At 73.5% G+C, this 21582-nt stretch carries 20 protein-coding genes; 7 read left to right on the top strand and 13 right to left on the bottom strand.

Going from position 1 to position 21582, the window contains the following annotated elements; translation table 11 throughout:
- Positions 1-19: 19 nt before the first annotated feature.
- From ACIGXO_RS24250 to ACIGXO_RS24215, 8 genes are all read right to left on the bottom strand, one after another.
- Positions 20-199, bottom strand: coding sequence for a hypothetical protein (locus tag ACIGXO_RS24250; protein WP_399790460.1), 180 nt, complete (start codon positions 197-199; stop codon positions 20-22).
- On the bottom strand, positions 199-1326 hold the full coding sequence (locus ACIGXO_RS24245) for a glycine betaine/L-proline ABC transporter ATP-binding protein (RefSeq protein WP_399790457.1): 1128 nt from the start codon (positions 1324-1326) through the stop codon (positions 199-201). The genes ACIGXO_RS24250 and ACIGXO_RS24245 overlap by 1 nt, the downstream gene beginning before the upstream one ends.
- A complete protein-coding gene (locus ACIGXO_RS24240; RefSeq protein ID WP_399790455.1) occupies positions 1326-2888 on the bottom strand; it encodes a GMC family oxidoreductase in 1563 nt (520 codons plus the stop codon). Before ACIGXO_RS24240 ends, ACIGXO_RS24245 begins: the two co-directional genes overlap by 1 nt.
- Positions 2889-3118: 230 nt before the next feature.
- On the bottom strand, positions 3119-4627 hold the full coding sequence (locus ACIGXO_RS24235) for an aldehyde dehydrogenase family protein (RefSeq protein ID WP_399790452.1): 1509 nt from the start codon (positions 4625-4627) through the stop codon (positions 3119-3121).
- Between the two features lie 286 nt (positions 4628-4913).
- Entirely contained in the window at positions 4914-5903 is a 990-nt protein-coding gene (locus ACIGXO_RS24230; RefSeq protein ID WP_399790449.1) for a malate dehydrogenase, read from the bottom strand.
- 408 nt (positions 5904-6311) lie between these two features.
- Entirely contained in the window at positions 6312-7478 is a 1167-nt protein-coding gene (locus tag ACIGXO_RS24225; protein WP_399790446.1) for a DUF2690 domain-containing protein, read from the bottom strand.
- Between the two features lie 140 nt (positions 7479-7618).
- Positions 7619-8530, bottom strand: a complete 912-nt coding sequence (locus ACIGXO_RS24220) for a helix-turn-helix domain-containing protein (RefSeq protein ID WP_399790443.1) — start codon at positions 8528-8530, stop codon at positions 7619-7621.
- Entirely contained in the window at positions 8527-9387 is an 861-nt protein-coding gene (locus ACIGXO_RS24215; protein WP_399790441.1) for a helix-turn-helix domain-containing protein, read from the bottom strand. Before ACIGXO_RS24215 ends, ACIGXO_RS24220 begins: the two co-directional genes overlap by 4 nt.
- A gap of 295 nt (positions 9388-9682) precedes the next feature.
- On the opposite strand from ACIGXO_RS24215, the gene ACIGXO_RS24210 reads away from it, so the two are divergent.
- Positions 9683-10096, top strand: coding sequence for a hypothetical protein (locus ACIGXO_RS24210; RefSeq protein WP_399790438.1), 414 nt, complete (start codon positions 9683-9685; stop codon positions 10094-10096).
- 77 nt (positions 10097-10173) lie between these two features.
- Here ACIGXO_RS24210 and ACIGXO_RS24205 read toward each other — a convergent pair whose 3' ends face one another.
- Together ACIGXO_RS24205 and ACIGXO_RS24200 are read right to left on the bottom strand one after the other, a co-directional pair.
- Entirely contained in the window at positions 10174-10602 is a 429-nt protein-coding gene (locus ACIGXO_RS24205) for a DUF3017 domain-containing protein (RefSeq protein ID WP_399790435.1), read from the bottom strand.
- 51 nt (positions 10603-10653) lie between these two features.
- Entirely contained in the window at positions 10654-11508 is an 855-nt protein-coding gene (locus ACIGXO_RS24200; protein ID WP_399790432.1) for a bifunctional methylenetetrahydrofolate dehydrogenase/methenyltetrahydrofolate cyclohydrolase, read from the bottom strand.
- Positions 11509-11877: 369 nt separating this feature from the next.
- On the opposite strand from ACIGXO_RS24200, the gene ACIGXO_RS24195 reads away from it, so the two are divergent.
- From ACIGXO_RS24195 to ACIGXO_RS24180, 4 genes are all read left to right on the top strand, one after another.
- Positions 11878-12651, top strand: a complete 774-nt coding sequence (locus tag ACIGXO_RS24195) for an RDD family protein (RefSeq protein WP_399790429.1) — start codon at positions 11878-11880, stop codon at positions 12649-12651.
- A 207-nt stretch (positions 12652-12858) separates the two neighbouring features.
- Positions 12859-13602: an FHA domain-containing protein gene (locus ACIGXO_RS24190; RefSeq protein ID WP_399790426.1), complete on the top strand. Its 744-nt coding sequence runs from the start codon at positions 12859-12861 to the stop codon at positions 13600-13602.
- Positions 13599-15038, top strand: a complete 1440-nt coding sequence (locus tag ACIGXO_RS24185; protein ID WP_399790423.1) for a protein kinase — start codon at positions 13599-13601, stop codon at positions 15036-15038. Before ACIGXO_RS24190 ends, ACIGXO_RS24185 begins: the two co-directional genes overlap by 4 nt.
- A 99-nt stretch (positions 15039-15137) precedes the next feature.
- Entirely contained in the window at positions 15138-15518 is a 381-nt protein-coding gene (locus ACIGXO_RS24180; RefSeq protein WP_399790420.1) for a peptidase inhibitor family I36 protein, read from the top strand.
- 56 nt (positions 15519-15574) lie between these two features.
- Here ACIGXO_RS24180 and purH read toward each other — a convergent pair whose 3' ends face one another.
- Positions 15575-17146: a bifunctional phosphoribosylaminoimidazolecarboxamide formyltransferase/IMP cyclohydrolase gene (gene purH / locus ACIGXO_RS24175; RefSeq protein ID WP_399790418.1), complete on the bottom strand. Its 1572-nt coding sequence runs from the start codon at positions 17144-17146 to the stop codon at positions 15575-15577.
- The gene (gene purN / locus ACIGXO_RS24170) at positions 17143-17802 is read right to left on the bottom strand and encodes a phosphoribosylglycinamide formyltransferase (RefSeq protein WP_363260464.1); all 660 of its coding nucleotides are present in this window, start codon (positions 17800-17802) and stop codon (positions 17143-17145) included. The genes purH and purN overlap by 4 nt, the downstream gene beginning before the upstream one ends.
- Positions 17803-18066: 264 nt before the next feature.
- Here purN and ACIGXO_RS24165 point away from each other — a divergent pair, with 264 nt between their 5' ends.
- The gene (locus tag ACIGXO_RS24165) at positions 18067-19050 is read left to right on the top strand and encodes a hypothetical protein (protein ID WP_399790415.1); all 984 of its coding nucleotides are present in this window, start codon (positions 18067-18069) and stop codon (positions 19048-19050) included.
- A 21-nt stretch (positions 19051-19071) separates the two neighbouring features.
- Here the strand turns inward: ACIGXO_RS24165 and ACIGXO_RS24160 are convergent, their stop codons facing one another.
- Positions 19072-20526 carry a DUF6350 family protein gene (locus ACIGXO_RS24160; RefSeq protein WP_399790653.1) on the bottom strand — a complete coding sequence of 485 codons (1455 nt, stop codon included), beginning with the start codon at positions 20524-20526 and terminating at the stop codon, positions 19072-19074.
- Positions 20527-20610: 84 nt separating this feature from the next.
- Between ACIGXO_RS24160 and ACIGXO_RS24155 the strand changes: the two genes are divergently transcribed.
- Positions 20611-21495, top strand: coding sequence for an RNA polymerase sigma factor (locus ACIGXO_RS24155; RefSeq protein ID WP_399790412.1), 885 nt, complete (start codon positions 20611-20613; stop codon positions 21493-21495).
- Positions 21496-21582 lie beyond the last annotated feature (87 nt).

The raw sequence follows: 21582 nt of genomic DNA, 5'->3' as shown, positions 1-21582 counted from the left end.
GGGCTGGTCGTGGCGGCACTCACACGCGCCCCCGCTTCGCGGTACCGGACGGCACGTTCAGCGCGGCGGCGCGCTGCGCTTCGTGCCAGTACCGGCGGGCCGCTGCGCGCAGCCCCCGCAGGGTCAGCGGCCGGTCGGCCGCGGGGCGGGCTCTGAGGTTCGGCGTCACGGGGACGGTGGGGACGGTACGGGGATGCATCAGGCGGCCGCCTTCCCGTGGTCCGGCGCCTCTTCGTCGAGCCGGGCGACGACGTTGAGCAGGCACTCGTGGTCCACGATGCCCAGGCAGCGGCCGTCCTCGACGACGCGCGCCGCGCCGCCGGAGCGGGCCACGGCCTCGATGGCGTCGGAGATCAGCGTGTCCGGGGTGAGCGCGGCGCCCTCGTCGGCCTCGCCGGACTCGGCAGGCCGCATGGCGCGGCGCACGGTCAGCACCTGCTCGCGGGGCACGTCGCGGACGAAGTCCCGGACGTACTCGTCGGCCGGCGAGCCGACGATCTCCTCGGGGGTGCCGAGCTGGACGATCTTCCCGTCCCGCATCAGGGCGATGCGGTCGCCGAGCAGCAGGGCCTCGGCGAGGTCGTGGGTGATGAAGACCATCGTGCGGCCCTCCTCCTTGTGCAGGCGGATGACCTCCTCCTGCATGTCGCGCCGGATGAGCGGGTCCAGCGCGCTGAAGGGCTCGTCGAAGAGCAGAACCTCGGGGTCGACGGTGAGCGCACGGGCCAGGCCGACGCGCTGCTGCTGACCGCCGGAGAGCTGGCCGGGCTTGCGCTGCTCCAGGCCGCCGAGGCCGACCTTCTCGACCGTCTCCATGGCGCGGGCGCGGCGTTCGGCCTTGCCGACGCCCTGGATCTCCAGGCCGTACGCGACGTTGTCCAGCACCGAGCGGTGCGGGAGCAGGCCGAAGTGCTGGAAGACCATGGCGGCGCGGTGCCGGCGCAGCTCGCGCAGCCCGGACCGGTCCATGCCGCGCACGTCCTCGCCGTCCATCTCCAGGTCGCCGCTGGTCGGCTCGATGAGCCGGGTCAGGCAGCGGACGAGGGTGGACTTGCCGGAGCCGGAGAGGCCCATGACGACGAAGACCTCGCCCTTCTTGACGTCGAAGGAGACGTCCCGGACGGCGGCGGTGCAGCCGGTCTTCTCGCGCAGCTCCTGCGCGGACAGCTCGGCGAGGGAGGCGTCCTCGGGCACCTTCTCGGCCTTGGGCCCGAAGACCTTCCACAGGTGGCGGACCGCGAAGACCGCGTCCTGCTCCGTCTGCGTACCGGTGGGCGTGGCGGTGGACTTCTCGGTGCCGGATGCGTCGACGACGGTGCTGGTCATCACGCATCACCTCCCTGGGTCGGGGTCTCGGTGAGAATTTCGGCGCACTTCTCCCCCACCATCAGCACGCCGATCATCGGGTTCACGGCGGGCATCGTCGGGAAGACGGACGCGTCCGCGATACGGATACCGTTCAGCCCGCGGATCTTCAACTGCGGGTCGACGACGGCGAGTTCGTCGTCGACGGCACCCATCTTGCAGGTGCCGGCGGGGTGGTAAACGGTGTGCGCGGCCTTGCGGACCAGCTCGCTGATCTCCGCGTCGTCGGTGACGTCGGGGCCGGGGAAGACCTCGCGCTTGAGCCACTTGGCGAACGGCTCGGACTGCGCGACCTTGCGCGCCAGCTTGATGCCGTCGACCAGGGTCTGCCCGTCGTAGTCGCCCTCGTCCTCGAAGTACTTGAAGTCCAGCGCGGGCTTGACCTCGGGGTCCGCGGAGGTCAGGTAAAGCCGGCCGCGGGCGCGGGACTTGGGGATGTTCGGGGTCATCGACACGCCGTGCTCGGGGCGTTCGTAGCCGAGGCGCTCGGGGTTGTCGGTGAAGGGGATCTGGTAGAAGTGGAACATCAGGTCCGGGCCCTTGTGGTCCGGGTCCCGCTTCACGAAGAGGCCCGCGTCGGAGTCCATCGCGGAGTTCCCCGGGAGCGGCCCGTTGGTCTCCCAGACGATGACCGACTCCGGGTGGTCGATCAGGTTCTCACCGACGCCCGGCAGGTCGAGCTTGCACTCGATGCCCAGCGCCTCCAGGTCCTTCTTCGGACCGATGCCGGAGTGCAGCAGCAGCCGCGGGGTGTCCACCGCGCCGGCGCAGACCAGCACCTCGCGGCCGGCCTCCAGGTAGATCTCCTCGCCGTCCTTGGTGCGGACGTGGACGCCCTTGGCGGTGGTGCCGTCCAGCTCCAGCCGGTACGCCCAGGTCTCCAGCAGCAGCGTCAGGTTCGGCCGGTCACCGGCCTCCATGTGCGGGTGCAGATAGGCGACCGAGGCGGAGGAGCGCTTGTTGTTCTCCGGGTGGTAGGAGAGGTCGAAGAAGCCGACGCCCTCCTCGAAGGGCTGGTCGTTGAAGCCGACGACCTCGGGGACGTCCAGGGCGTCCTTGACGGCCTCGATCCAGTCCGTGGCGATCTGGTTCTGGTCCTTCTTGGCCACCCGCACGATGTTGTTGCGGAGCTTGCCGAAGTACGGGTCCATCGCCTTGGCGTTCCAGCCGGCGGCGCCCGCTTCTTCCCACTCGTCCCAGTCGGACGGCAGCGGCTTGAAGGAGATCAGGGTGTTGTGCGACGAGCAGCCGCCGAGGACCTTGGCGCGGCTGTGCAGGATGTGCGAGTTGCCGCGCGGCTGCTCGGTGGTCGTGTACTCGTAGTCCAGCTCGCCGCCGAGCAGGCCGAGCCACTTGCGCAGCGTCAGCACGTCCTCACGGTCGATGTCGGACGGGCCGCCCTCGATGACGGCGACGGTGACGTCGGGGTCCTCGGTCAGGCGGGAGGCGATCACCGATCCTGCGGTGCCGCCGCCGACGATCACATAGTCCGCGGACATCTTCTTCGCTGCTGCGGGAGACATGGGTAGCTCCTTGTGTTTTCCAAAGTTCGAGCGGGTGCGCAGTGCTTCGGAGCGGGTGCGCTCGGCGGGGCTGCGGTTCCGCTGGGCCGCTTCGTCGCGGCCGGGGAGGTACAGGGCGGGCCGGGCCTACGGGGATGGGGGGGGTGCGGCCGGGCCCGCTTCGGGGGGACGGGCTGCGGGTGGCCGGGCGGGTGCGGGGTGCCGCTGCCCGCCCGGTCACCGCGGGCTCGTCAGCCCGCGAACCAGCGCACCGGCTCCGGGCGCAGGTTCTCGTAGATGTGCTTGCTCTCGCGGTACTCGTCCAGACCGGCCGGGCCCAGCTCGCGGCCGATGCCGGACTTGCCCATGCCGCCCCACTCCGCCTGCGGGAGGTAGGGGTGGTAGTCGTTGATCCAGACGGTGCCGTGGCGCAGCCGGGCCGCGACCCGGCGGGCGCGCGCGGTGTCACCGGACCACACCGCGCCGGCCAGGCCGTACTCGGTGTCGTTGGCGAGCTCGACGGCCTCGTCCTCGGTGGTGAAGGTCTCCACCGTCAGGATCGGCCCGAAGGTCTCCTCGCGGATCACCTTCATGCCGCGGTGGCACTGGTCGAGGATGGTCGGCTGGTAGAAGTAGCCACTTTCGGGGCGGGTCTCGCTCGGCTTGGGGCGCGAGCCGCCGCAGCGCAGCCGGGCGCCTTCCTTGAGCGCGGACTCGACGTACGCCTCGACCTTGTCCAGCTGCTGCTGGGAGACGAGCGGGCCGCACTCGACGCCCTCTTCGGTGCCCCGGCCGAGCTTGATCCGCTCGGCGCGGCGGGCCAGCTCGGCGACGAAGCGGTCCTTGACCGACGCCTGGACGATCAGCCGGGCACCGGCCGAGCAGACCTGGCCGCTGTGGATGAACGCGGCGTTCAGCGCCTGGTCGACGGCGGTGTCGAACTCCTCGTCCGTGGCGCAGGCGTCGGCGAAGACCACGTTGGGGTTCTTGCCGCCCAGCTCCAGCGCGATCTTCTTCGCGCCGGACACGGCGGCCGCGCCGGCCTTCGTACCGCTGACGATGCCGCCGGTGAAGGAGAACAGGTCCACGTCCGGGTGCTCGGCGAGGCGCTGGCCGACGGGCAGGCCCGCGCCGGTGACGATGTTCGCCACGCCGGTGGGCAGCCCGGCCTCCACGCACAGCTTCACCAGGTGCACGGTGGACAGCGGGGTGACCTCGCTGGGCTTGATCACGAAGGTGTTGCCCGCCGCGAGCGCCGGAGCGATCTTCCAGCTGGCCTGCAGCAGGGGGTAGTTCCAGGGCGTGATCATCGCGCAGACGCCGACCGGCTCGTACACGACGACGCTGTGCACGTCCTCGCTGCCCGCGTCCACGACCCGGCCGCCGCTCTCGTTCATCACGAGGTCGGCGAAGTACCGGAAGGCGTTGGTCACGTCATCGACGTCGACCCGGCCCTCCTCCAGGGTCTTGCCGGTGTCCCGGCTCTCGATCAGCGCGATCTCCTCGCGGTCCCGCTGCAGGAAATCCGCGACGCGGCGCAGCAGCGCGGCCCGCTCGGCGGCGGCCGTGCGCGGCCACTCACCGGCCCCGCCGCCGAATGCCCGGGACGCGGCGGCGACCGCCGCGTCCACGTCCTCGACGCCGCCTTCCGACACGACCGCCAGCACCGTCGCATCGGCGGGGTCGAGGACCTCCCGCGTGGCGTCGGATGCGGCGGCGCGCCACACCCCGTCTACGTGAATGGTCTCGATTGCCGACACGTCCGCTCAGCCTTCCACTTCCACTTGCCGTTTTGTGCCGCTGGTTCACACCAGCAACATCGACCCCTCCCCGCTTATCTGATCCTCATGCGCAAAAGTTCACGGAAGGTGACCGGGCTCACGGATTTACTGGCGAGTTGCCCGAGCTTGTCCCGTTTTGGCTGATAGGTGCCCTCTACAGCGGGGTGAAGAACCGGCCACAGCCGGAGTGGAAAAACAGCGAGCCCGCACCACTCACCGTGAAGTGAGCGGTACGGGCTCGCGCCGTCCCCCGAGGGGGAACGGATCAGATCAGGCCCAGGCCGCGGACCGCGTCGCGCTCCTCGACCAGCTCCTGCACCGAGGCGTCGATGCGGGTGCGGGAGAAGTCGCTGATCTCCAGGCCCTGGACGATCTCGTACTTGCCGTCCTTGGTGGTGACCGGGAAGGAGGAGATGAGGCCCTCCGGCACGCCGTAGGAGCCGTCCGAGGGGATACCCATCGAGGTCCAGTCGCCGGCGGCGGTGCCGTTCACCCAGGTGTGCACGTGGTCGATGGCGGCGTTCGCGGCCGAGGCGGCCGAGGAGGCGCCACGGGCCTCGATGATCGCCGCACCGCGCTTGGCGACGGTCGGGATGAACTCGTCGGCCAGCCACTGCTCGTCGTTCACGACCTCGGCGGCGTTCTTGCCGGCCACCTCGGCGTGGAAGATGTCCGGGTACTGGGTCGCGGAGTGGTTGCCCCAGATCGTGAGCTTCTTGATCTCGGAGACCGGCACGCCGGTCTTCTTCGAGAGCTGCGAGAGCGCACGGTTGTGGTCCAGGCGGGTCATCGCGGTGAACCGCTCGGCCGGTACGTCCGGCGCGGCGGCCTGGGCGATCAGCGCGTTGGTGTTGGCCGGGTTGCCGACGACCAGGACCTTGATGTCGTCCGCCGCGTGGTCGTTGATGGCCTTGCCCTGCGGCTTGAAGATGCCGCCGTTGGCCTCCAGCAGGTCACCGCGCTCCATGCCCTTGGTACGGGGGCGGGCGCCGACCAGCAGGGCGACGTTCGCGCCGTCGAAGGCGACGTTCGGGTCGTCGGTGATCTCGATGCCCTGGAGCAGCGGGAAGGCACAGTCGTCGAGCTCCATCGCGGTGCCCTCGGCGGCCTTCAGGCCCTGCGGGATCTCCAGGAGGCGCAGCTTGACCGGCACGTCGGCACCGAGGAGGTGACCGGAAGCGATGCGGAAGAGGAGTGCGTAGCCGATCTGGCCGGCGGCGCCGGTGATGGTGACATTGACGGGAGTGCGGGTCATGGCGATCTCCTGCGGCGTGTTTTTTCTGGGGGCGAGCCCCAGAGCCACCATGTTGCGGTGGGCGGTGGGTGTCCCTGCCCATGTATACGGAGCCTCTTGATGTATCTCGGTATCAAGAGACCCGGGCGTCAGGCTATCGGACGGCGGCGCCGCACCGGTGACAGGCCGGTGTGTAACTCCTCACCGGCCGTCACCCCGCAGGTCACGGCCGCTCGCCCGAGGACGCGCGACCGCGGGCCCGCGGCGGACGGAGAGCGGCCGCCCGCGACAAGGAGGGGAGCGCGAGCGGCCGCCGGGCGGTGCCACACCCGTGGGGGGTCGACCGGGCGCCTGCCCCGTTCCGTCCGGGTCATGCCCACGGTTCCGCGGACCGCCCGATCGGCCCAACGCGGGCCGCGCCGGGCGGGGTCAGCGCCCGGTGGCCGGGGCCGACTCCGTGCCCGTGGCGGCTTCCGGTTCGGTGCAGCTCTGGTAGCCCGCGTTCGTCGTGCCGCACGCCCTGACCTTCTCCGGCGCGCCGCTGACCTGCACCATCGGGGTGTACGCCGAACCGTCGCCGGCCGCCTTGGCCTCCTCCGTACGCCCGCCGGAGGTGACGGTGGCGCGGTCGCCCTGCGCGCCGCCCGTGAGCCGGGCCCAGGCGGCACCGCAGACCTTGCTGTACCGGACCTCGACCAGCGCGCCGCCCATCACGCCCCGGGACGGGGTCGTGGCGTGCGTGCCGCCGCAGCCCATCTCCTCGGGGTCCTTGCCCGTGCAGCCGGCGCCGCTGCACTTCACGCCGGCCGGCAGGTCGGGCGCCTGCGACCGGGTCGGCGTGGGCGCGGGCGCCGCCCGCTGCCCGCCGTCCCCGTCGCCGAGCAGCAGCACGGCAGCGGCGATCAGCAGCAGCGCCCCGACGACGCCGGTCACGAACATCGTGATGCGGCGGCGGCGCTCCGGGTCGGGCCCGGCGGCCGGTGCCGCGGGCGGGGCTGTGGGCGGTGACACGGGCGGTGACACGGACGGGGCGGGTGCCGGGGGTATGGAGGGCGCGGGGTGCGCGCCCAGGGTCGGGGAGCCGTCGCGCTGGTGCGGGAATCTCGGCGCGGCGGGCGCTTCGGACGCGACGGACGCCTCGGCGGGCGCTTCCGGCGCGACGGGCGCCGCGGCGGGCGCTTCGGGCGCGGCGGGCGCCGGGGCCGCGGCCACCGGCCGCTTCCCGAGGCCCCCCTTCGGCTCGTCCGGCGCCGGGCCGAACTCGCCGAGCGCGGCCCGCGCCTGGGCCACCCGTATCGCCTCCATCGTGACGTCGTGCCGCATCTCCGCACGGCTCCAGGCCCGTTCGGCCAGCTCCCACATGGTCGTGAGATGGCCGGTGTGCGCGCCCGTCACCTCGGCCAGCGCCACCACCGCACGCTGCGGCGCCAGCAGCCGCCCGTTGAGGTAACGCTCCCACGACGTCTTGCTGTAGCCCGTACGGTCCGCGAGGGCCGATATGCTCAGCCCGCTCCGCTCCACCTGCCTGCGTAACTGTCCGGCGAACTCCCGCACCTGCGGATCGAGTTCCTCCGGTAGCGCCCTCCAGCGAGGCATTGCCTCCCCCTATCCCCCCGAACTGCTGCGGCTATCCGTTGGGATGCCGGCAGCCAGGATGCCAGTTCCCATGAAAGCGGCGCAGGGGAGCGTTCACGCTTCGGACACGCGCCTCCGCACGCCGTCCACGTACGGAACCTTCACTTCGGCATACGGAAGCACTGCCGGCGGCCGCCGTCCGCCGGCTCCAGGCAGAGCGTGATCCCGCCCGTCCCCTTCGCCGCCGACATGGGCGTGACGAGGTAGCCCTCGGCGTCGTACGCGTCGGCCACCCGTACCGCGCGCGGCCGTTGGCCCGGGACGGTCAGCACCACCCGGTCGCCGACCGTGCCGTGCGTGACCCGGCCCCAGGCCGCCCGGCAGACCGTGCTGTACCGCACCTGGAGCCGCGCGCCCCCGGCGACCGTCCGCTCCAGCGGGGTCACCAGCCGCCCGGCGCCGCCGCACCGCATGGCCTCGGGGTCACCGCCCCCACACGACGCGCCGCGGCAGCCGACCGCGGGAGGCGCCGGCACGGAGACGGGCCCCGCCGCGGTGGCCGGACCCGCCGCCGCCCGCGCGCTGCCCGCCCCGTGGCCCGGCGCGGCGAGCAGGGCGACGGCCCCCGCGACGGCGAGGGCCACGACCGCCGCGACGGCCGTGCCGAGCAGCGTGCGCGGCCCTCTCGGCCCGGGAGCGGGGCCCCGGCCCGGCGGGCGCGCGGACGCCTCCAGGAGGGGCGTGGGCGCTTCCAGGGCGGGCGTGGGCGCCTCGGGCGGCGGCGCTGCGCCCGGGGCCGGGCCCGCCGCCGCGCGGCCGCTCCAGGCGTGCTCCGCCAGCTCCCACAGGGCGAGGAGGCGGCCCGGCCGCTGCCGCGCCAACCGGCACAGCGCCTCGACCGCGTCCCGGGGCGGCAGCTTCGTGCCGTTGAGGTACCGCTGCCAGGAGGACTTGCTGTACGGAGTGCGCGCGGCGAGCGCGGCCAGGCTCAGCCCCGTACGCGCGCGCAGCTCCCGCAACCCCTCGGTCAGCCGCGCGGATTCGACCGTCTCCGGCGGCGGAGCGCCGCTCACCGCCGCAGCACCTTCCAGGTGTCGGGGCCCACGATCCCGTCGGCGGGCAGCCCGTGCACGGCCTGCAGACGCTTCGCGGCCCGCATGGTCTTCTCGCCGACGATGCCGTCGACCGCGCCCGGGTCGTAGCCGTGGTGGGCCAGCAGGCACTGCGCCTCGACGACCTCCCAGCCCTGCCCTCCGTTGGCCAGCACCGCGTCATCGGACGTGCTGTGTCCGGCGTACAGCGCTCCGGCCCCGGTACGGGCGACCCGGCAGCCGAAGGTCCGCCCCGGCTCGGGCCGGAACGCGCCCGGCGACGCCTCCGCGACGGCCGCCGGCGCGGCCGGCCCCCTCTCCCAGGGCCGCATCACCAGCAGGACGGCGGCGACGGCCAGCAGAGCGGCCACGAGCCCCACGGCGAGCAGCGCCTTCACACGGTGCGGCGGGGCCTGCGGGGCCGACGCGTCCGGCGGTCCGGGTGGCGAGCCCGGCGGTCCGGGCGCGGGGCTCTCGGGCGGCGCGGACGCCGGAGTTTCAGGCGCGGACGCCCGTACCGAAGGCGCGGACGCCCGTACCGAGGGTGCGGACGCCCGTACCGAAGGCGTCCGCCCCTCCCAGGCCGCCGCCGCGACCTCCTGAAGGGCCAGCAGCCGGGTCGGGTCGGTGCCGCAGACCCGCGCGAGCGCCTCGACCGCGTCCCGCGGCGGCAGCTTCTTGCCGTTGAGGTACCGCTCCCAGGACGACTTGCTGTACGGGGTCCTGGCGGCCAGCGCGGCCAGGCTCAGGCCGCTGTGGTCCTTCAGTTCCCTGAGCCGTACGACGAGTTGCCGCACCCGCTGGTCGAGCGGTGCGGGCAACTCCTGCCAACGCGACATGTCCCACTCCACACGCGTCGAAGTTCCCCCGAGGCGTACCGCCTCCTCTGGTGCGGATGATGCCCACGGAGGGGGCTCCGGTTCCCCGGCCTCCGGTTCCCGCGCCCCGCCACGTCCCACGCCGGCGTCCCCGCGCGCCGCGTCCCAGCAGGTCAGCCCCTGGGACGTCCCACGATCGCCCAACTCCCCCGGAAACGCTGGCCGGTGGCCGGGCCCGCCGCGCAGAGTCGTCGTGGCCCACCGGGCGGCGCGGTCCGCTCCGCGCCGCCCCCACACCACGGGAGGAAACCGCACCATGACCACACGCAAGCGGCTCGCACTGACCATCGCGGCGCTCGCCGCCGCCGTCACCGCCGCGGTGGCGCCCACGGCCACCGCCTCGTCCGCCGGCGCGCAGGAGGGCGCCTGCACGGGATGGCGGACCATCCAGGCCGACGGCAACGCCGTCGGGCTCAAGTACCGCGAGTGCGACCGCTACAGCGGCTCGGCCACGCAGACCAAGGCCCAGCTCTACCTGTGGGACAACAAGCACGACGGGAAGATCGCCCAGGGGTACACCGCGACCGGTTCGAACATCAACGGCGAGTGGCGCGAGAGCTGGTTCCACTACTACGGCTGGGGCAACGAGTCCCAGCACAGCCCGCTGATCGACACCGGCTGGCACAAGGGGCACGACGTGCACGTCCGCCTCAAGGCCGTGCGGGGCTGAGGCCGTGCGGGGCTGAGCACGCCGGAGGCCCGTTCTCCCCGGGGGAGAACGGGCCTCGGAACGGCCTTGAGCCTGAGTCAGCGCACCGTGAAGTGGACGATGTCGTCCAGGAACGGCAGCGACAGCCAGGGCTTGGGCTGGATCATGAGCGCCAGCATCACGATCACGAAGCCGAGCCCGCCGTACGTCGCCATGTCCGTGAAGCGCGACCGTACGGCGAGCATGCCGACGGACGGCAGGACGCGCCGCAGTACCGCGCCGGCCAGCAGCGACAGCCCGATCAGCAGGATCCCCGCCCGGAAGGCGTCGAGGGAGAGCACGAACAGCCCGAGCGCGACCCCGCCGATCACCGTGAGCAGCGGCCACTGCCGGACCGGCGCCGGCGCGTCACCGGGCGCCGCGCGGCCGCCGCCCTGGGGGCGCGCGGTGTCCTTCGTGATCAGCGGAAAGCGTCGTGTGAGGCGCTGCGGCCTGGACACCCCGTCCGAGTGCGCTCCGGCGTTCATGCGCTCGCTGCCCTTCTGTCGTCCGTACGCTCGTCGGCCCGCCGCCGTGGCTCAGCCGGCCGCGCGCTCGGCGGCCTCGACGACGTTGACCAGCAGCATCGCGCGGGTCATGGGGCCGACGCCACCCGGGTTCGGGGCGACCCAGCCGGCCACCTCGCGCACGCCCGGGTGCACATCGCCGACGATCTTGCCGTTCTCGTCCCGGCTGACGCCGACGTCCAGGACGGCCGCGCCCTCCTTGACGTACTCCGGCTTGATCAGGTGCGGCGAGCCGGCCGCCGCCACGATGATGTCGGCTTCCTTGAGGTGCTTGGCGAGGTCGCGGGTGCCGGTGTGGCACTGGGTCACCGTGGCGTTCTCGGACTTGCGGGTGAGCAGCAGCGGCATCGAGCGGCCGATGGTCACGCCGCGGCCGACCACGACGACCTCGGCGCCCTTGATCTCGACGCCGTACTGGCGCAGCAGCGTCAGGATGCCGTTCGGCGTGCAGGGCAGCGGCGCCTGCTCGTTGAGCACCAGGCGGCCGAGGTTGGTCGGGTGCAGGCCGTCGGCGTCCTTGGCCGGGTCGATCAGCTCCAGGACGCGGTTCTCGTTGATGCCCTTGGGCAGCGGCAGCTGGACGATGTAGCCGGTGCAGGCCGGGTCCTCGTTCAGCTCGCGGACGGCCGCCTCGATCTCCTCCTGGGTGGCCGTGGCGGGCAGCTCGCGCTGGATGGAGGCGATGCCCACCTGCGCGCAGTCGCGGTGCTTGCCCGCGACGTACTTCTGGCTGCCGGGGTCCTCGCCGACCAGGATGGTGCCCAGACCGGGCTGTACGCCCTTGGCCTTCAGGGCCTCCACACGGGCGGACAGGTCGGACTTGATCGCGGCGGCGGTGGCCTTGCCATCGAGAATCTGGGCGCTCATGGCTCCTATCCTCCCGGATGACGGGGCCGGCGTACCAATCAGGGCCGGGTTCGGAGGTCGACGCGCGTAGAGGCACAGCGGTTGTCGCGAGCGGACCACAGAGCTGTCCAATCTCGGTAACAGGAACAACACATATCGGGATCACCTGGGGACTACGGACTCTCGTCCGCTGGACAAAGCCTTTATCCGGACTTCACGATGTTGCGACACGTGCTGCAGTCGCAGGAGGGGCCGAATGCGACGGCGGCACGTTCGGGGGAGAACACCAAGCACTCTTCACGGCTCACGCAGCAACGCGCTGCGGGGGCGGTCCGGTGGCTTCCCGTAGTAACCGTCGGCCCGCCACGTCCCCGCCCGAAGGAAGCTTCCGTGAGTTACCCTCCGCCGCCCGCCGGCGACCCGAACAACCCCTACAGCCAGCAGCCGCCCCAGCAGCCGCAGGGCCAGCCCGGCTACGGCTACCCCCAGCAGGCCCCCCAGGGCGTCCCGCCGCAGCAGGGCTACGGCTACCCGCAGCAGGCCCCGGGCGCGCCGCAGCAGCCGTACGGCCAGCAGGCCGCGTACGGCCAGCAGCAGCCCGCCGGCAGCTCCGTCCAGGCCAACAACGGCTACATCAACCTCGTCAGCGGCCCGGTGCTGCTCGCGACGATGGGCCAGCGCTTCCTCGCGCGGCTGCTGGACGGCGTGATCGTCGGTGTGATCATGACGATCGCCATGGTCGCGGGCATGGGCAGCGTCGTCGGCATCGCCGGTGACGCCGCCGAGGACTGCGGCAGCTACATGGACCCGGGTTACGACGCCTGCATGAACGAGGCCGCCGCGCAGGCCAGCAGCGGTGTCGCCGTCATGTTCGGCATCCTGGGCATCTTCGCTCTCTTCATGCTGCTCTACGAGTGGCTGATGATCGGCATCAAGGGCGCCACCTTCGGCAAGATGGCGCTCGGCCTGCGGGTCGTCAAGGAGTCCACCGGCGGCGTCCCCGGCGTCGGCGCGGGCTTCATCCGCTACATCATCCCGATGGTCGGCGCGTTCATCTGCTACATCGGCATGCTGCTGACCTACCTGTCGCCGTTCTTCGACAACAGCGGCAAGCTGCAGGGCTGGCACGACCGTGCCGCCGGCACCGTGGTGATCAAGAAGTAAACGGTGGTCGAGAAGTAAACGGTGGTCGAGAAGTAACCACCGCACCGAAGGCCCCCGTCCACACCGTGGACGGGGGCCTTCGTCATGCGTCGTTACCCCACCCGCGCCCCTCATGTCACAGTCCGTAACAGAATCCGCACGTCAGGCTGATTTCGATCACTCTCCGCCGCTACCCTTCCGATGATCCACCGGGGGAAGGGACGGCTCATGTTCAGCATCATCGTGGTGCCCTCGCCGTGCGGCGGGAGCGGGGAACAGATCCGGCTGGAGCCGGGCGAGACCCTGGGATTCGGCCGCTCGGAGCGGCGCAGCGACGGCGGCCGCCAACTGACCATCCCGCACTGCGGAGTCTCGCGTACGGCCGGGGAGATCACGGCCACCGGTGCGTACTGGACGCTGACCAACCACAGCGCCCGCCAGACCTACGTCGTGGAGAACCCGGAGGGCGCGGGCGAGCACGTCAAGGTCGCGCCGGGGCGGATCGGGGCGCCGATCCCGTTCGAGTTCGCGCGGGTCGTCCTGCCCGCCGCCGATGAGCTGCTGACCTTTGACGTCTGGGCGCCGCGCCACGACTACGCCGACCCGCTCACCGGCTCCGACGGCGGCGAAGCCACAGTCCTCGCCTTCCCGCTCGATCGCACCAAGCGCTACTTCCTCGTCCTGGCCGCGCTGTGCGAGCCGCGGCTGAGCGGCGCGCCGCACGCCCCGCTGCCCACCACCGACCGGATCGTCGAGCGGCTGCGGCCGGTGTGGCCGGCCGCCGGACGGGCCGCCGTGCAGTGGAACATCGACTACCTCGCGGTCAAACTGCGCCTCAAGCAGCCGCCCGAGTCCGCCGACTGCGGCCCGCGGCTGAACGGCAAGAAGGAGTCCGTGGTCTCCCTCGCGCTCCGCTTCGACCTCGTGCGCGAGGACGAACTGGGCGTGCTGGACGGGGTACTGACGGCATGACGGACCCACGGCCCGGCGTCGCGGTCCCCGTGCCGGCCGGGTTCCGCATCGGCCGGTGGGAAGTGGGCGAGCCGATCGCCTCGGGCGCGTTCGGCAGTGTGTACGCGGCGCGCGCGGTGGACGGCGGTGAGGCCGGTCCGGGTGCCGGGCAGCCCGCCGAGGCCGCCCTGAAGTTCCTGCCCACCGGCACCCGTACACCCCGGCAGCTGCACCACCTGCGGGACCTCGCCGAGCGCGAACTCGCCCTGCACCGCAGGTGCCGGCAGCCGCGGCTGATCCGGATGTACGAGGCGCTCACCGTCGACGCGCCGGAGTGTCCCGACGTCGACGGCGCCACCGTCCTGGTCCTGGAACGTGCGGAAAGCTCCCTGGCCGCGCTGCTCTCGCTCGTCTCGCTGGTGGCACCGGGCCCGCTGCCCGGCGCCGGGACCCTGCTCGTCCAGATCTGCGAGGGGCTGGCCCAGTTGCACGGCGCGGGCTGGGTGCACGGCGATCTCAAGCCCGGCAATGTGCTGTTGATGTCCCGGGGGGCCGGGGCCGCCGGGGCGGGCAGCGGGGCGGCGGACGCCGTCGCGCCCGACACCGTACGGCTCGCCGACTTCAACCTCGCCGCGGAGCTGGAGGGCACCCACGCCTACTCCCCCGCCTTCTCCACGCCCGACTACACTCCGCCCGAACTGCTCTGGTCCGAGATCGGCGAGCGCGGCCGGCTGGTCCGGCCCAGCGCGGACATCTGGGCCTTCGGCGTCCTCGCCCACCTCGTCCTCACCGGGACCTCCCCCTTCCCGGGCGGCACGCCCTCGGCCCGCCGGGACGCCGTGCTGAGCTATGCCCAGGGCAGCGGCGGCCTGCGGCTGTCGCCCGCGCTCGCCTCCCCCTGGCGGGAGATCGTCCGCGACTGTCTGGCGCCGACGCACGAGGAGCGCGCCGCACATGACGCGCCGTCACTGCTGCGCCGCACGCAGGAGGCGGCCGGGACCGCCGTTCGCTCACCGGCCCCCCGGCGGCGCCTGCGCCGGGCCGTTGCCGCGGGCGGTGCCGCCCTGCTGCTGATGGCCGCGTCCGCGGGGGCCACCGCGCTGCTGCTGGGCGGCGCGCCCGGAGCCGCCCAGGAGAGCAAGGCCCCGACCGGCTATGACCGCTGCAAGAAGGGCCACGTCTGCTTCTTCACCGAAGCGGCCGGAAAGGGCGACATGTGCAGCTGGTTCGGCTTCGACGAGGACTGGCGGACCGGCACGATCTCCTGCCCCTGGAGCGCCCGGACGCCGCCGCGCTCGGTGTTCAACAACGGCGTCGACGGCTCGTACACGGCCGTCTCGTACTACCCCGGCGACGACTTCCGCGGCCCGCAGGGCTGCATCAGCCGCCTCGGCCGCACGGACCTCCCGGCCGGCCAGGAGCAACTCCGCTCCCACCGGTGGGTCAAGAGCTGCTGAGCGCACCCTGAGAGTTCCGAGGTACCGGCCGTCGGCCCGCTCCGGGATGGTGAGGGCATGCCATCACGGGGGTGGCAGTCAACGGAGGGACGTACGACCATGATGCGCAGGATCGCGATGACGGTGGCGACCGCGGCGGTGGCCGTGGGCACGATCGCCATGGCCCCGGCGGGGGCGGCCGCACCGGCGGAGACGGCAGCGCAGGCCGCGGCGCCCAAGGGCTGGAAGCCCTGTCCGGAGGGCGCGGTGTGCCTGTACACCAAGCCGCACGGTCAGGGGAAGGTCCACAAGGTCTGGGCCAACACGAACCGCAACTACAAGCACATCAGCTCGATGTGGAACAACGGGGACACCAGCCACCCGCGCGACCACGCGCGGATCAAGCGGTTCAGCAACGACTGGACCTGTCTGGCGCCCGGCTCGTGGCGCAGCGGCCTCGACTACACCGTCGACGCCGTCCGCTGGCGCAGCGGCTGCTGAGCGGCCACCGCGTACGGGCCCGGCGGAGCGCTCCGCCGGGCCCGTACGCGCGGTGATCAGTGGAAGAAGTGGCGCGTGCCCGTGAAGTACATCGTCACGCCCGCCTTCTTGGCGGCCTCGATGACCTGCTCGTCGCGGACCGAGCCGCCGGGCTGGGCGACGGCCTTGATGCCGGCCTCGGTGAGGACCTCCAGGCCGTCGGGGAAGGGGAAGAACGCGTCGGAGGCGGCGTACGAGCCGCGCGCCCGCTCCTCGCCCGCGCGCTGCACCGCGAGCTTCGCGGAGTCGACGCGGTTGACCTGGCCCATGCCGACGCCGACCGTCGCGCCGTCCTTGGCGAGCAGGATCGCGTTGGACTTCACGGCGCGGGAGGCGCGCCAGGCGAAGGCCAGCTCGGCGAGCTCGTCGGCGGACAGGGCCTCGCCGGTGGCGAGGGTCCAGTTGGCCGGGTCGTCGCCGTCGGCCTGGAGGCGGTCGGTGACCTGGAGCAGCGCGCCGCCGTCGATGGCCTTGACCTCGACGGGGTTCGCCGGGGCGCCGGGCACGCGCAGCACGCGGATGTTCTTCTTCTTGGTGAGGGCCTCCAGCGCGCCCTCCTCGTAGTCCGGCGCCACGATGACCTCGGTGAAGATCTCCGCGACCTGCTCGGCCATCGCCTTGCTGACCGGGCGGTTGACGGCGATCACGCCGCCGAAGGCGGACAGCGGGTCGCACTCGTGGGCGCGGCGGTGCGCCTCGGCGACGTCCGCGCCGATCGCGATGCCGCAGGGGTTGGCGTGCTTGATGATCGCGACGCAGGGCTCGGCGTGGTCGTACGCGGCACGGCGCGCGGCGTCCGTGTCCGTGAAGTTGTTGTACGACATCTCCTTGCCGTGCAGCTGCTCGGCGTCGGCGAGCCCGCCCCCGTTGCCGTCCACGTAGAGCGCGGCGCCCTGGTGCGGGTTCTCGCCGTACCGCAGGACGTTCTTGCGCTCGTAGGTGGCGCCGGTGAAGGACGGGAAGCCGGAGTCGTCGGCGGCCGCGTAGTCGTCGGCGAACCAGGAGGCGACGGCCACGTCGTACGAAGCGGTGTGCTGGAACGCCTCGGCGGCCAGCCGCTTACGGGTGGCGAGGTCGAAGCCGCCCTCGGAGGCGGCGGCGAGCACGTCTTCGTAACGCTGCGGGTTGACGACGACGGCCACCGAGGGGTGGTTCTTGGCGGCGGCGCGGACCATCGACGGGCCGCCGATGTCGATCTGCTCGACGCACTCGTCCGGGGTCGCGCCCGAGGCGACGGTCGCGGCGAACGGGTAGAGGTTCACGATCACCAGGTCGAACGGCTCGACGCCCAGGTCGGCGAGCTGCCGCTGGTGGTCCTCGAGACGCAGGTCGGCGAGGATGCCCGCGTGCACCTTCGGGTGCAGCGTCTTCACGCGCCCGTCCAGGCACTCGGGGAAGCCGGTCAGCTCCTCGACCTTGGTCACGGGGACGCCGGCCGCCGCGATCTTCCCCGCGGTGGAGCCGGTCGACACGAGCTGGACGCCCGCCGCGTGCAGCCCCTTCGCCAGCTCTTCCAGCCCGGTCTTGTCGTAGACGCTGACCAGCGCGCGGCGGATGGGCCGCTTGGTACCTTCGGCGGTCTCGGTCACGGGATAACTACCTTTCGTCCCTCAGTGCGGTAGCCGTTACGGGCCAGACGCCCCACGACATCGACGAGCAGCGAACGCTCGACTTCCTTGATCCGCTCGTGCAGCGCGGATTCGTCGTCCTCGTCCCGGACCTCGACCACGCCCTGCGCGATGACCGGACCGGTGTCGACGCCGTCGTCGACGAAGTGGACGGTGCAGCCGGTGACCTTCGCGCCGTACGCGAGCGCGTCGCGTACGCCGTGGGCACCGGGAAAGCTGGGCAGCAGCGCGGGGTGGGTGTTCACCACGCGGCCGCCGTACCGGGCCAGGAACTCCTTGCCCAGGATCTTCATGAAGCCCGCCGAGACGACGAGGTCCGGCTCGTACGCGGCGGTCGCCTCGGTGAGCGCGAGGTCCCACGCGGCGCGGTCGGCGTGGTCCTTGACCCGGCAGACGAACGTCGGCAGCCCGGCGCGCTCGGCGCGCTCCAGGCCGGCGATGGCCCCCCGGTCGGCGCCGACGGCCACGATCTCGGCGCCGTACGCCTCCGCGCCCTGCTCGGCGATGGCGTCCAGCAGCGCCTGGAGATTGGTGCCGGAACCGGACACCAGCGCGACGATCCTGGCCGGGCGGCCGGGACGTGCGGGCGCGGGGACGGTGAGTGGGGAGGAAGCCACGGCGGTTCTTTCTCGGTCTCGCGAGCTTTGTGTGGTCGTACAAGGCCATGGGTACCGGAAATCCGGGGAACCCTACGAAGGCGCCGACCGTCAGCAACGATACCGGCACTCCGCGCGGCCCCCGCGGGACGGGGGCGGACGCGGGAGGTAGCGTCGGGCGTAAGACCGCAAGTGATCTGTGCAGATCGCGCGCGATTCGTGGTGGACCCGCCGCCGGACGGACGGACCGGCGATCGGACGAGACAAGGGGAAGACGCACCTCAGATGACGGACCGACGCCGCCGGGCAGCATTCCTTCTCCCCCTCCCCGCCACCGCTCCCGGGGCGGCGGTGCTGCTGCCGCGCGAGGGCAAGCCGTCGCCGTCCTCCTCGGAGGGCACTTCCGGGGACGGCCGCGGTGCGGGGGCCGGCGGCCAGGACGGCCGGGACCGGGACCGGGACAACCCCTTCGCCGCACCGCCGGCCGGGACACCCGACCGGGAATGGCGGCCGCGCCACGCGCACTCGGGCCATCCCGAGGACTCCGGGGACTCCGGAAAGTCCGGGGACACCGAGAAATCCGGGAAGGACGCGCAGGGCTCCTCCGACGAGCACGACGGCCGGCATGCCTGGGGCAGCCAGTGGAGCAGCCGGCAGCCGGGTCGCCAGAGCGGCGGATTCGGCAGCCGCCCCGGGCGCGGCGGACCGGAGGGACCGGGCGGCTCCGGCGGCCCCGGGCAGACCGGGCTGCGCTGGGACCCGACCGACCCGGCCCAGCGCCGGGCGCGCTACGCCCTCCTCTCGGGCATGTGGGCGTTCTTCTTCTCGCTCTTCAGCCTCCCCGAGATCGCCCTGCTGCTCGGCGCGCTGGCCCTGTACTGGGGCATCAGCGCGCTGCGCGCCAAGCCGCGCGCGGGCAAGCCGGGCGGGGACAAGCCCACGCAGGCCAGGGCCACCGCGGCGGACATCTCGGGCGGCGTCCCCCCGCACGGCGCGGACACCACGACGGCGGGACCGCCGCACGCGACCGCCGGCAACACGGGCGCGCCCGCGGCCTACGGCAGCACCCGGCCGCAGACCACCGCGGCACTGAGCGGGCTGGTCACGGCGTGCCTGGCACTGTGCATCGTGGCCGCGGGATTCACCCTCCAGCTCGTGTACAAGGACTACTACACCTGCGTCAACGACGCCCTCACCCAGTCCGCCCGGCACTCCTGCGAGGACCTCCTCCCGGAGCAGCTGCGGCCGATCCTGAGCGTGCAGGAGTAAGGCCCGCAGAGGTCGCGCGGGCTACCGCTCCGTCCGAGGCGGGCGGAGCTTCGGCAGTGGTGACCGGAGCTTCCGCAGCGGCGAGCGGCCGAGCGTGCGCCACAGGTGCCACTCGCGCAGGGCGAGGGCGCCCGGTACGGCGACGGCCGCCGTCCAGGCCGCTGCTGCCGCGCCCGTGAGCCACCAGCTCGGGCCGACGTGCCGGAGCGCGGCGGTGCCGAGCGCGCCGCCCGCCGCGCCCGCGAGCACCGCGGCCCCGGCCCCGCACACCAGTGCCGCGAGCGCCGCGACCGTGGCGGTGGAGCGGCGGTTCCAGCGCAGCAGCCGGGCCTCGGGCCCGCGCGCGGCCGCCCCGCCACCGGTCCGCTCCGCCGCTTCCCGTACCGCCTCCGCCGCGGCGCGCGCGGGCCGTGCCGCGTACCACGCGGCGGCCGCCCCCGCCGCGACGGGCCCGATGGCCGCCGCCCAGGTCAGCGGGGATCCGGCGGCCTCCTGCGGGACCGCGCCGAGCAGCGGGAAGGGCGGCAGGCCCGCCGGGTAGCCCGCGGCGCCGAGCGGCCCTGCCGTACTGCCCGCGCCGAGCGTGAAGCCGGGGCCCAGCGCGTACGCGGCGCCCCAGACGGCCGCGTTCGGCAGCAGCAGGAGGCAGACCAGCAGGACCGTGCCGCGGCCGGGCCAGTCCGGGGCGACGTGCAGGACGTGGTGGCGCACGGCGCCCGCGTGCCACACCAGGCCGGTCATGACCAGCAGCGCGCCCGCGGCGAGCAGGACCGCGCCGGCCGCACAGGCGGCGCGCAGCGCGGCGGCGCGCCGGGGCGGGGCGAGGGCCGCGCGCACGCCGGGCGGCAGTCCGGCCCAGAGCTGCCGGGCGCGCGCGGGCAGCGGCAGGACGGCGCCCAGCCCGACCGTGCGCGCCGCCACCACGGCCACCGTGCCCGCGGCGGTGAGCGGCACGCACAGCAGCGCGCTCACCGGCGCGACCCGCAGCGCCCCGGACGCCGCGTACGCCACGGCGGCCGCGGCGGTCAGCAGGTAGCCGCCGAGGAACCGGCCGAGCACGGCGCCGGGGGAAGCGGGGCGGCGCAGGGCTCCCCTGCCGCGCGCATGCCGCCGTGGTCCGCCGCCCGCCGCCGCCAGGGCGCGCTGGGCGCAGCGGTACAGCAGCCATACGGGCACGGCGACGAGGAGCAGCGGCGTCACGCCCACCGGCACGGCGGCCGCGCCGGGCCCCGCCGTCCGTACGAGGTCGGCGCCGTGCGCGAGCAGCCACAGGTCGGCGGCGATGTGCAGTGCGCCGGAGGGGCTGCCGGCGGCCGGCGCCGGCGCGACGATCCACAGGAGGAGGACGGAGACGGTGCAGACGCCGAGGCCCAGCCCGGCGGTCACCACCCCCGCGAGGAACGCGCCGCCGGTCGTGGTGGCGGGCTGCGCGGCGGCCCCGCCCGGCGTGGCCGCCGTCGGTCCGTTGTCGGTCATCTGGCTCACGCCGCCATGCTGCCAACAACACCCGTTTCCACTACGCAGCGGGCGAATACCGGACGTGTCGCCCAAGATACGTTTATGGGATTTACAACCCGGACAGCCCGAAAGTCCCAGCAGCCCCGACCGGCCGGGGAGGACCCCGGCCCGGCTGACGTACCGTCACCCGCGACCGGTGACGCGCCGTCATCCGCGGCCGGTGACGCCCCCTCCCCCGCGGCCGCCTTCGACGCGCTGTACGTCCGGCACGCGCCGGCGCTCGCCCGGCAGGCGTTCCTCCTCACCGGGCGGCCGCACCTCTCCCGCGAGGCCGTCGAGTGGGGCTTCCAGCTGGCCTGGCAGCGCTGGCCGGAGGTGGCCCGCGACCACGACCCGGCCGGCTGGGTGCGGGCCGCGGCACACGAGTACGCACTCTCTCCCTGGCACCGCTTCCGCCCCAGCTCCTTCCGGTCCCCCGCGAAGGCGTCGGGCAGCGGCCGGCCCGATCCGCTGCTGACCGCCCTGCTGCGGCTGCCCGCGCCCTACCGCCGCGCCCTGCTGCTGCACGACGCCGTCGGCCTGGAGCTGCCCGAGACCGCGGCCGAGATCGAGGCGAGCACGCCGGCCGCGCACGGGCGGCTCACGCACGCCCGCGAGGCGCTGGCCGGGCGGCTGCCGGAGCTGGGGCTGGCCGGGGAGCCGCCGGCCCGGCAGCGGGAGATCCTGTGCGAGCGGCTGGCGCGGCTGGCGGCGGCCCACCCGGTACGGACGGCGGCGGCCCGTGCCGTACGGACCGGCAGCGAGCGCAGCACCCGGCGGATGACACGCAGCGCGATCGGGCTGACCGGGCTGATCGTGGCGGTCACGGCCGCCTCGTTGTGGGCGGGGACCGGCGAACGGTACGTCCAGCCGCCCGCGCCGCCCGGCGCGCCCGCGGGCCAGGCCGGCGACGCGCACGCCGAGCACGACCCGCAGCACCGCCCCTGACGCGCGGCCCGCGGCACCGCCCGTAAAACGCGGGCCCGTACAGACGAACGCGGACCCGTACACCCCCCAAGGGAGTACGGGTCCGCG

Origin of the sequence: Streptomyces sp. NPDC053542 (assembly GCF_044544685.1) — a bacterium.
Taxonomy (GTDB): domain Bacteria; phylum Actinomycetota; class Actinomycetes; order Streptomycetales; family Streptomycetaceae; genus Streptomyces.
The sequence above is the reverse complement of the archived record's forward strand: the minus strand, read 5'-3'. Positions and strand labels throughout refer to the sequence as shown.

Excerpts from the sequence above, each read along its gene's own strand:
- ACIGXO_RS24250 (WP_399790460.1), bottom strand. The coding sequence starts at position 199 with ATGCATCCCCGTACCGTCCCCACCGTCCCCGTGACGCCGAACCTCAGA.
- ACIGXO_RS24245 (WP_399790457.1), bottom strand. The coding sequence starts at position 1,326 with ATGACCAGCACCGTCGTCGACGCATCCGGCACCGAGAAGTCCACCGCC.
- ACIGXO_RS24240 (WP_399790455.1), bottom strand. The coding sequence starts at position 2,888 with ATGTCTCCCGCAGCAGCGAAGAAGATGTCCGCGGACTATGTGATCGTC.
- ACIGXO_RS24230 (WP_399790449.1), bottom strand. The coding sequence starts at position 5,903 with ATGACCCGCACTCCCGTCAATGTCACCATCACCGGCGCCGCCGGCCAG.
- ACIGXO_RS24225 (WP_399790446.1), bottom strand. The coding sequence starts at position 7,478 with ATGCCTCGCTGGAGGGCGCTACCGGAGGAACTCGATCCGCAGGTGCGG.
- ACIGXO_RS24215 (WP_399790441.1), bottom strand. The coding sequence starts at position 9,387 with ATGTCGCGTTGGCAGGAGTTGCCCGCACCGCTCGACCAGCGGGTGCGG.
- ACIGXO_RS24210 (WP_399790438.1), top strand. The coding sequence starts at position 9,683 with ATGACCACACGCAAGCGGCTCGCACTGACCATCGCGGCGCTCGCCGCC.
- ACIGXO_RS24205 (WP_399790435.1), bottom strand. The coding sequence starts at position 10,602 with ATGAACGCCGGAGCGCACTCGGACGGGGTGTCCAGGCCGCAGCGCCTC.
- ACIGXO_RS24200 (WP_399790432.1), bottom strand. The coding sequence starts at position 11,508 with ATGAGCGCCCAGATTCTCGATGGCAAGGCCACCGCCGCCGCGATCAAG.
- ACIGXO_RS24190 (WP_399790426.1), top strand. The coding sequence starts at position 12,859 with ATGTTCAGCATCATCGTGGTGCCCTCGCCGTGCGGCGGGAGCGGGGAA.
- ACIGXO_RS24185 (WP_399790423.1), top strand. The coding sequence starts at position 13,599 with ATGACGGACCCACGGCCCGGCGTCGCGGTCCCCGTGCCGGCCGGGTTC.
- ACIGXO_RS24180 (WP_399790420.1), top strand. The coding sequence starts at position 15,138 with ATGATGCGCAGGATCGCGATGACGGTGGCGACCGCGGCGGTGGCCGTG.
- ACIGXO_RS24165 (WP_399790415.1), top strand. The coding sequence starts at position 18,067 with ATGACGGACCGACGCCGCCGGGCAGCATTCCTTCTCCCCCTCCCCGCC.
- ACIGXO_RS24160 (WP_399790653.1), bottom strand. The coding sequence starts at position 20,526 with ATGACCGACAACGGACCGACGGCGGCCACGCCGGGCGGGGCCGCCGCG.
- ACIGXO_RS24155 (WP_399790412.1), top strand. The coding sequence starts at position 20,611 with ATGGGATTTACAACCCGGACAGCCCGAAAGTCCCAGCAGCCCCGACCG.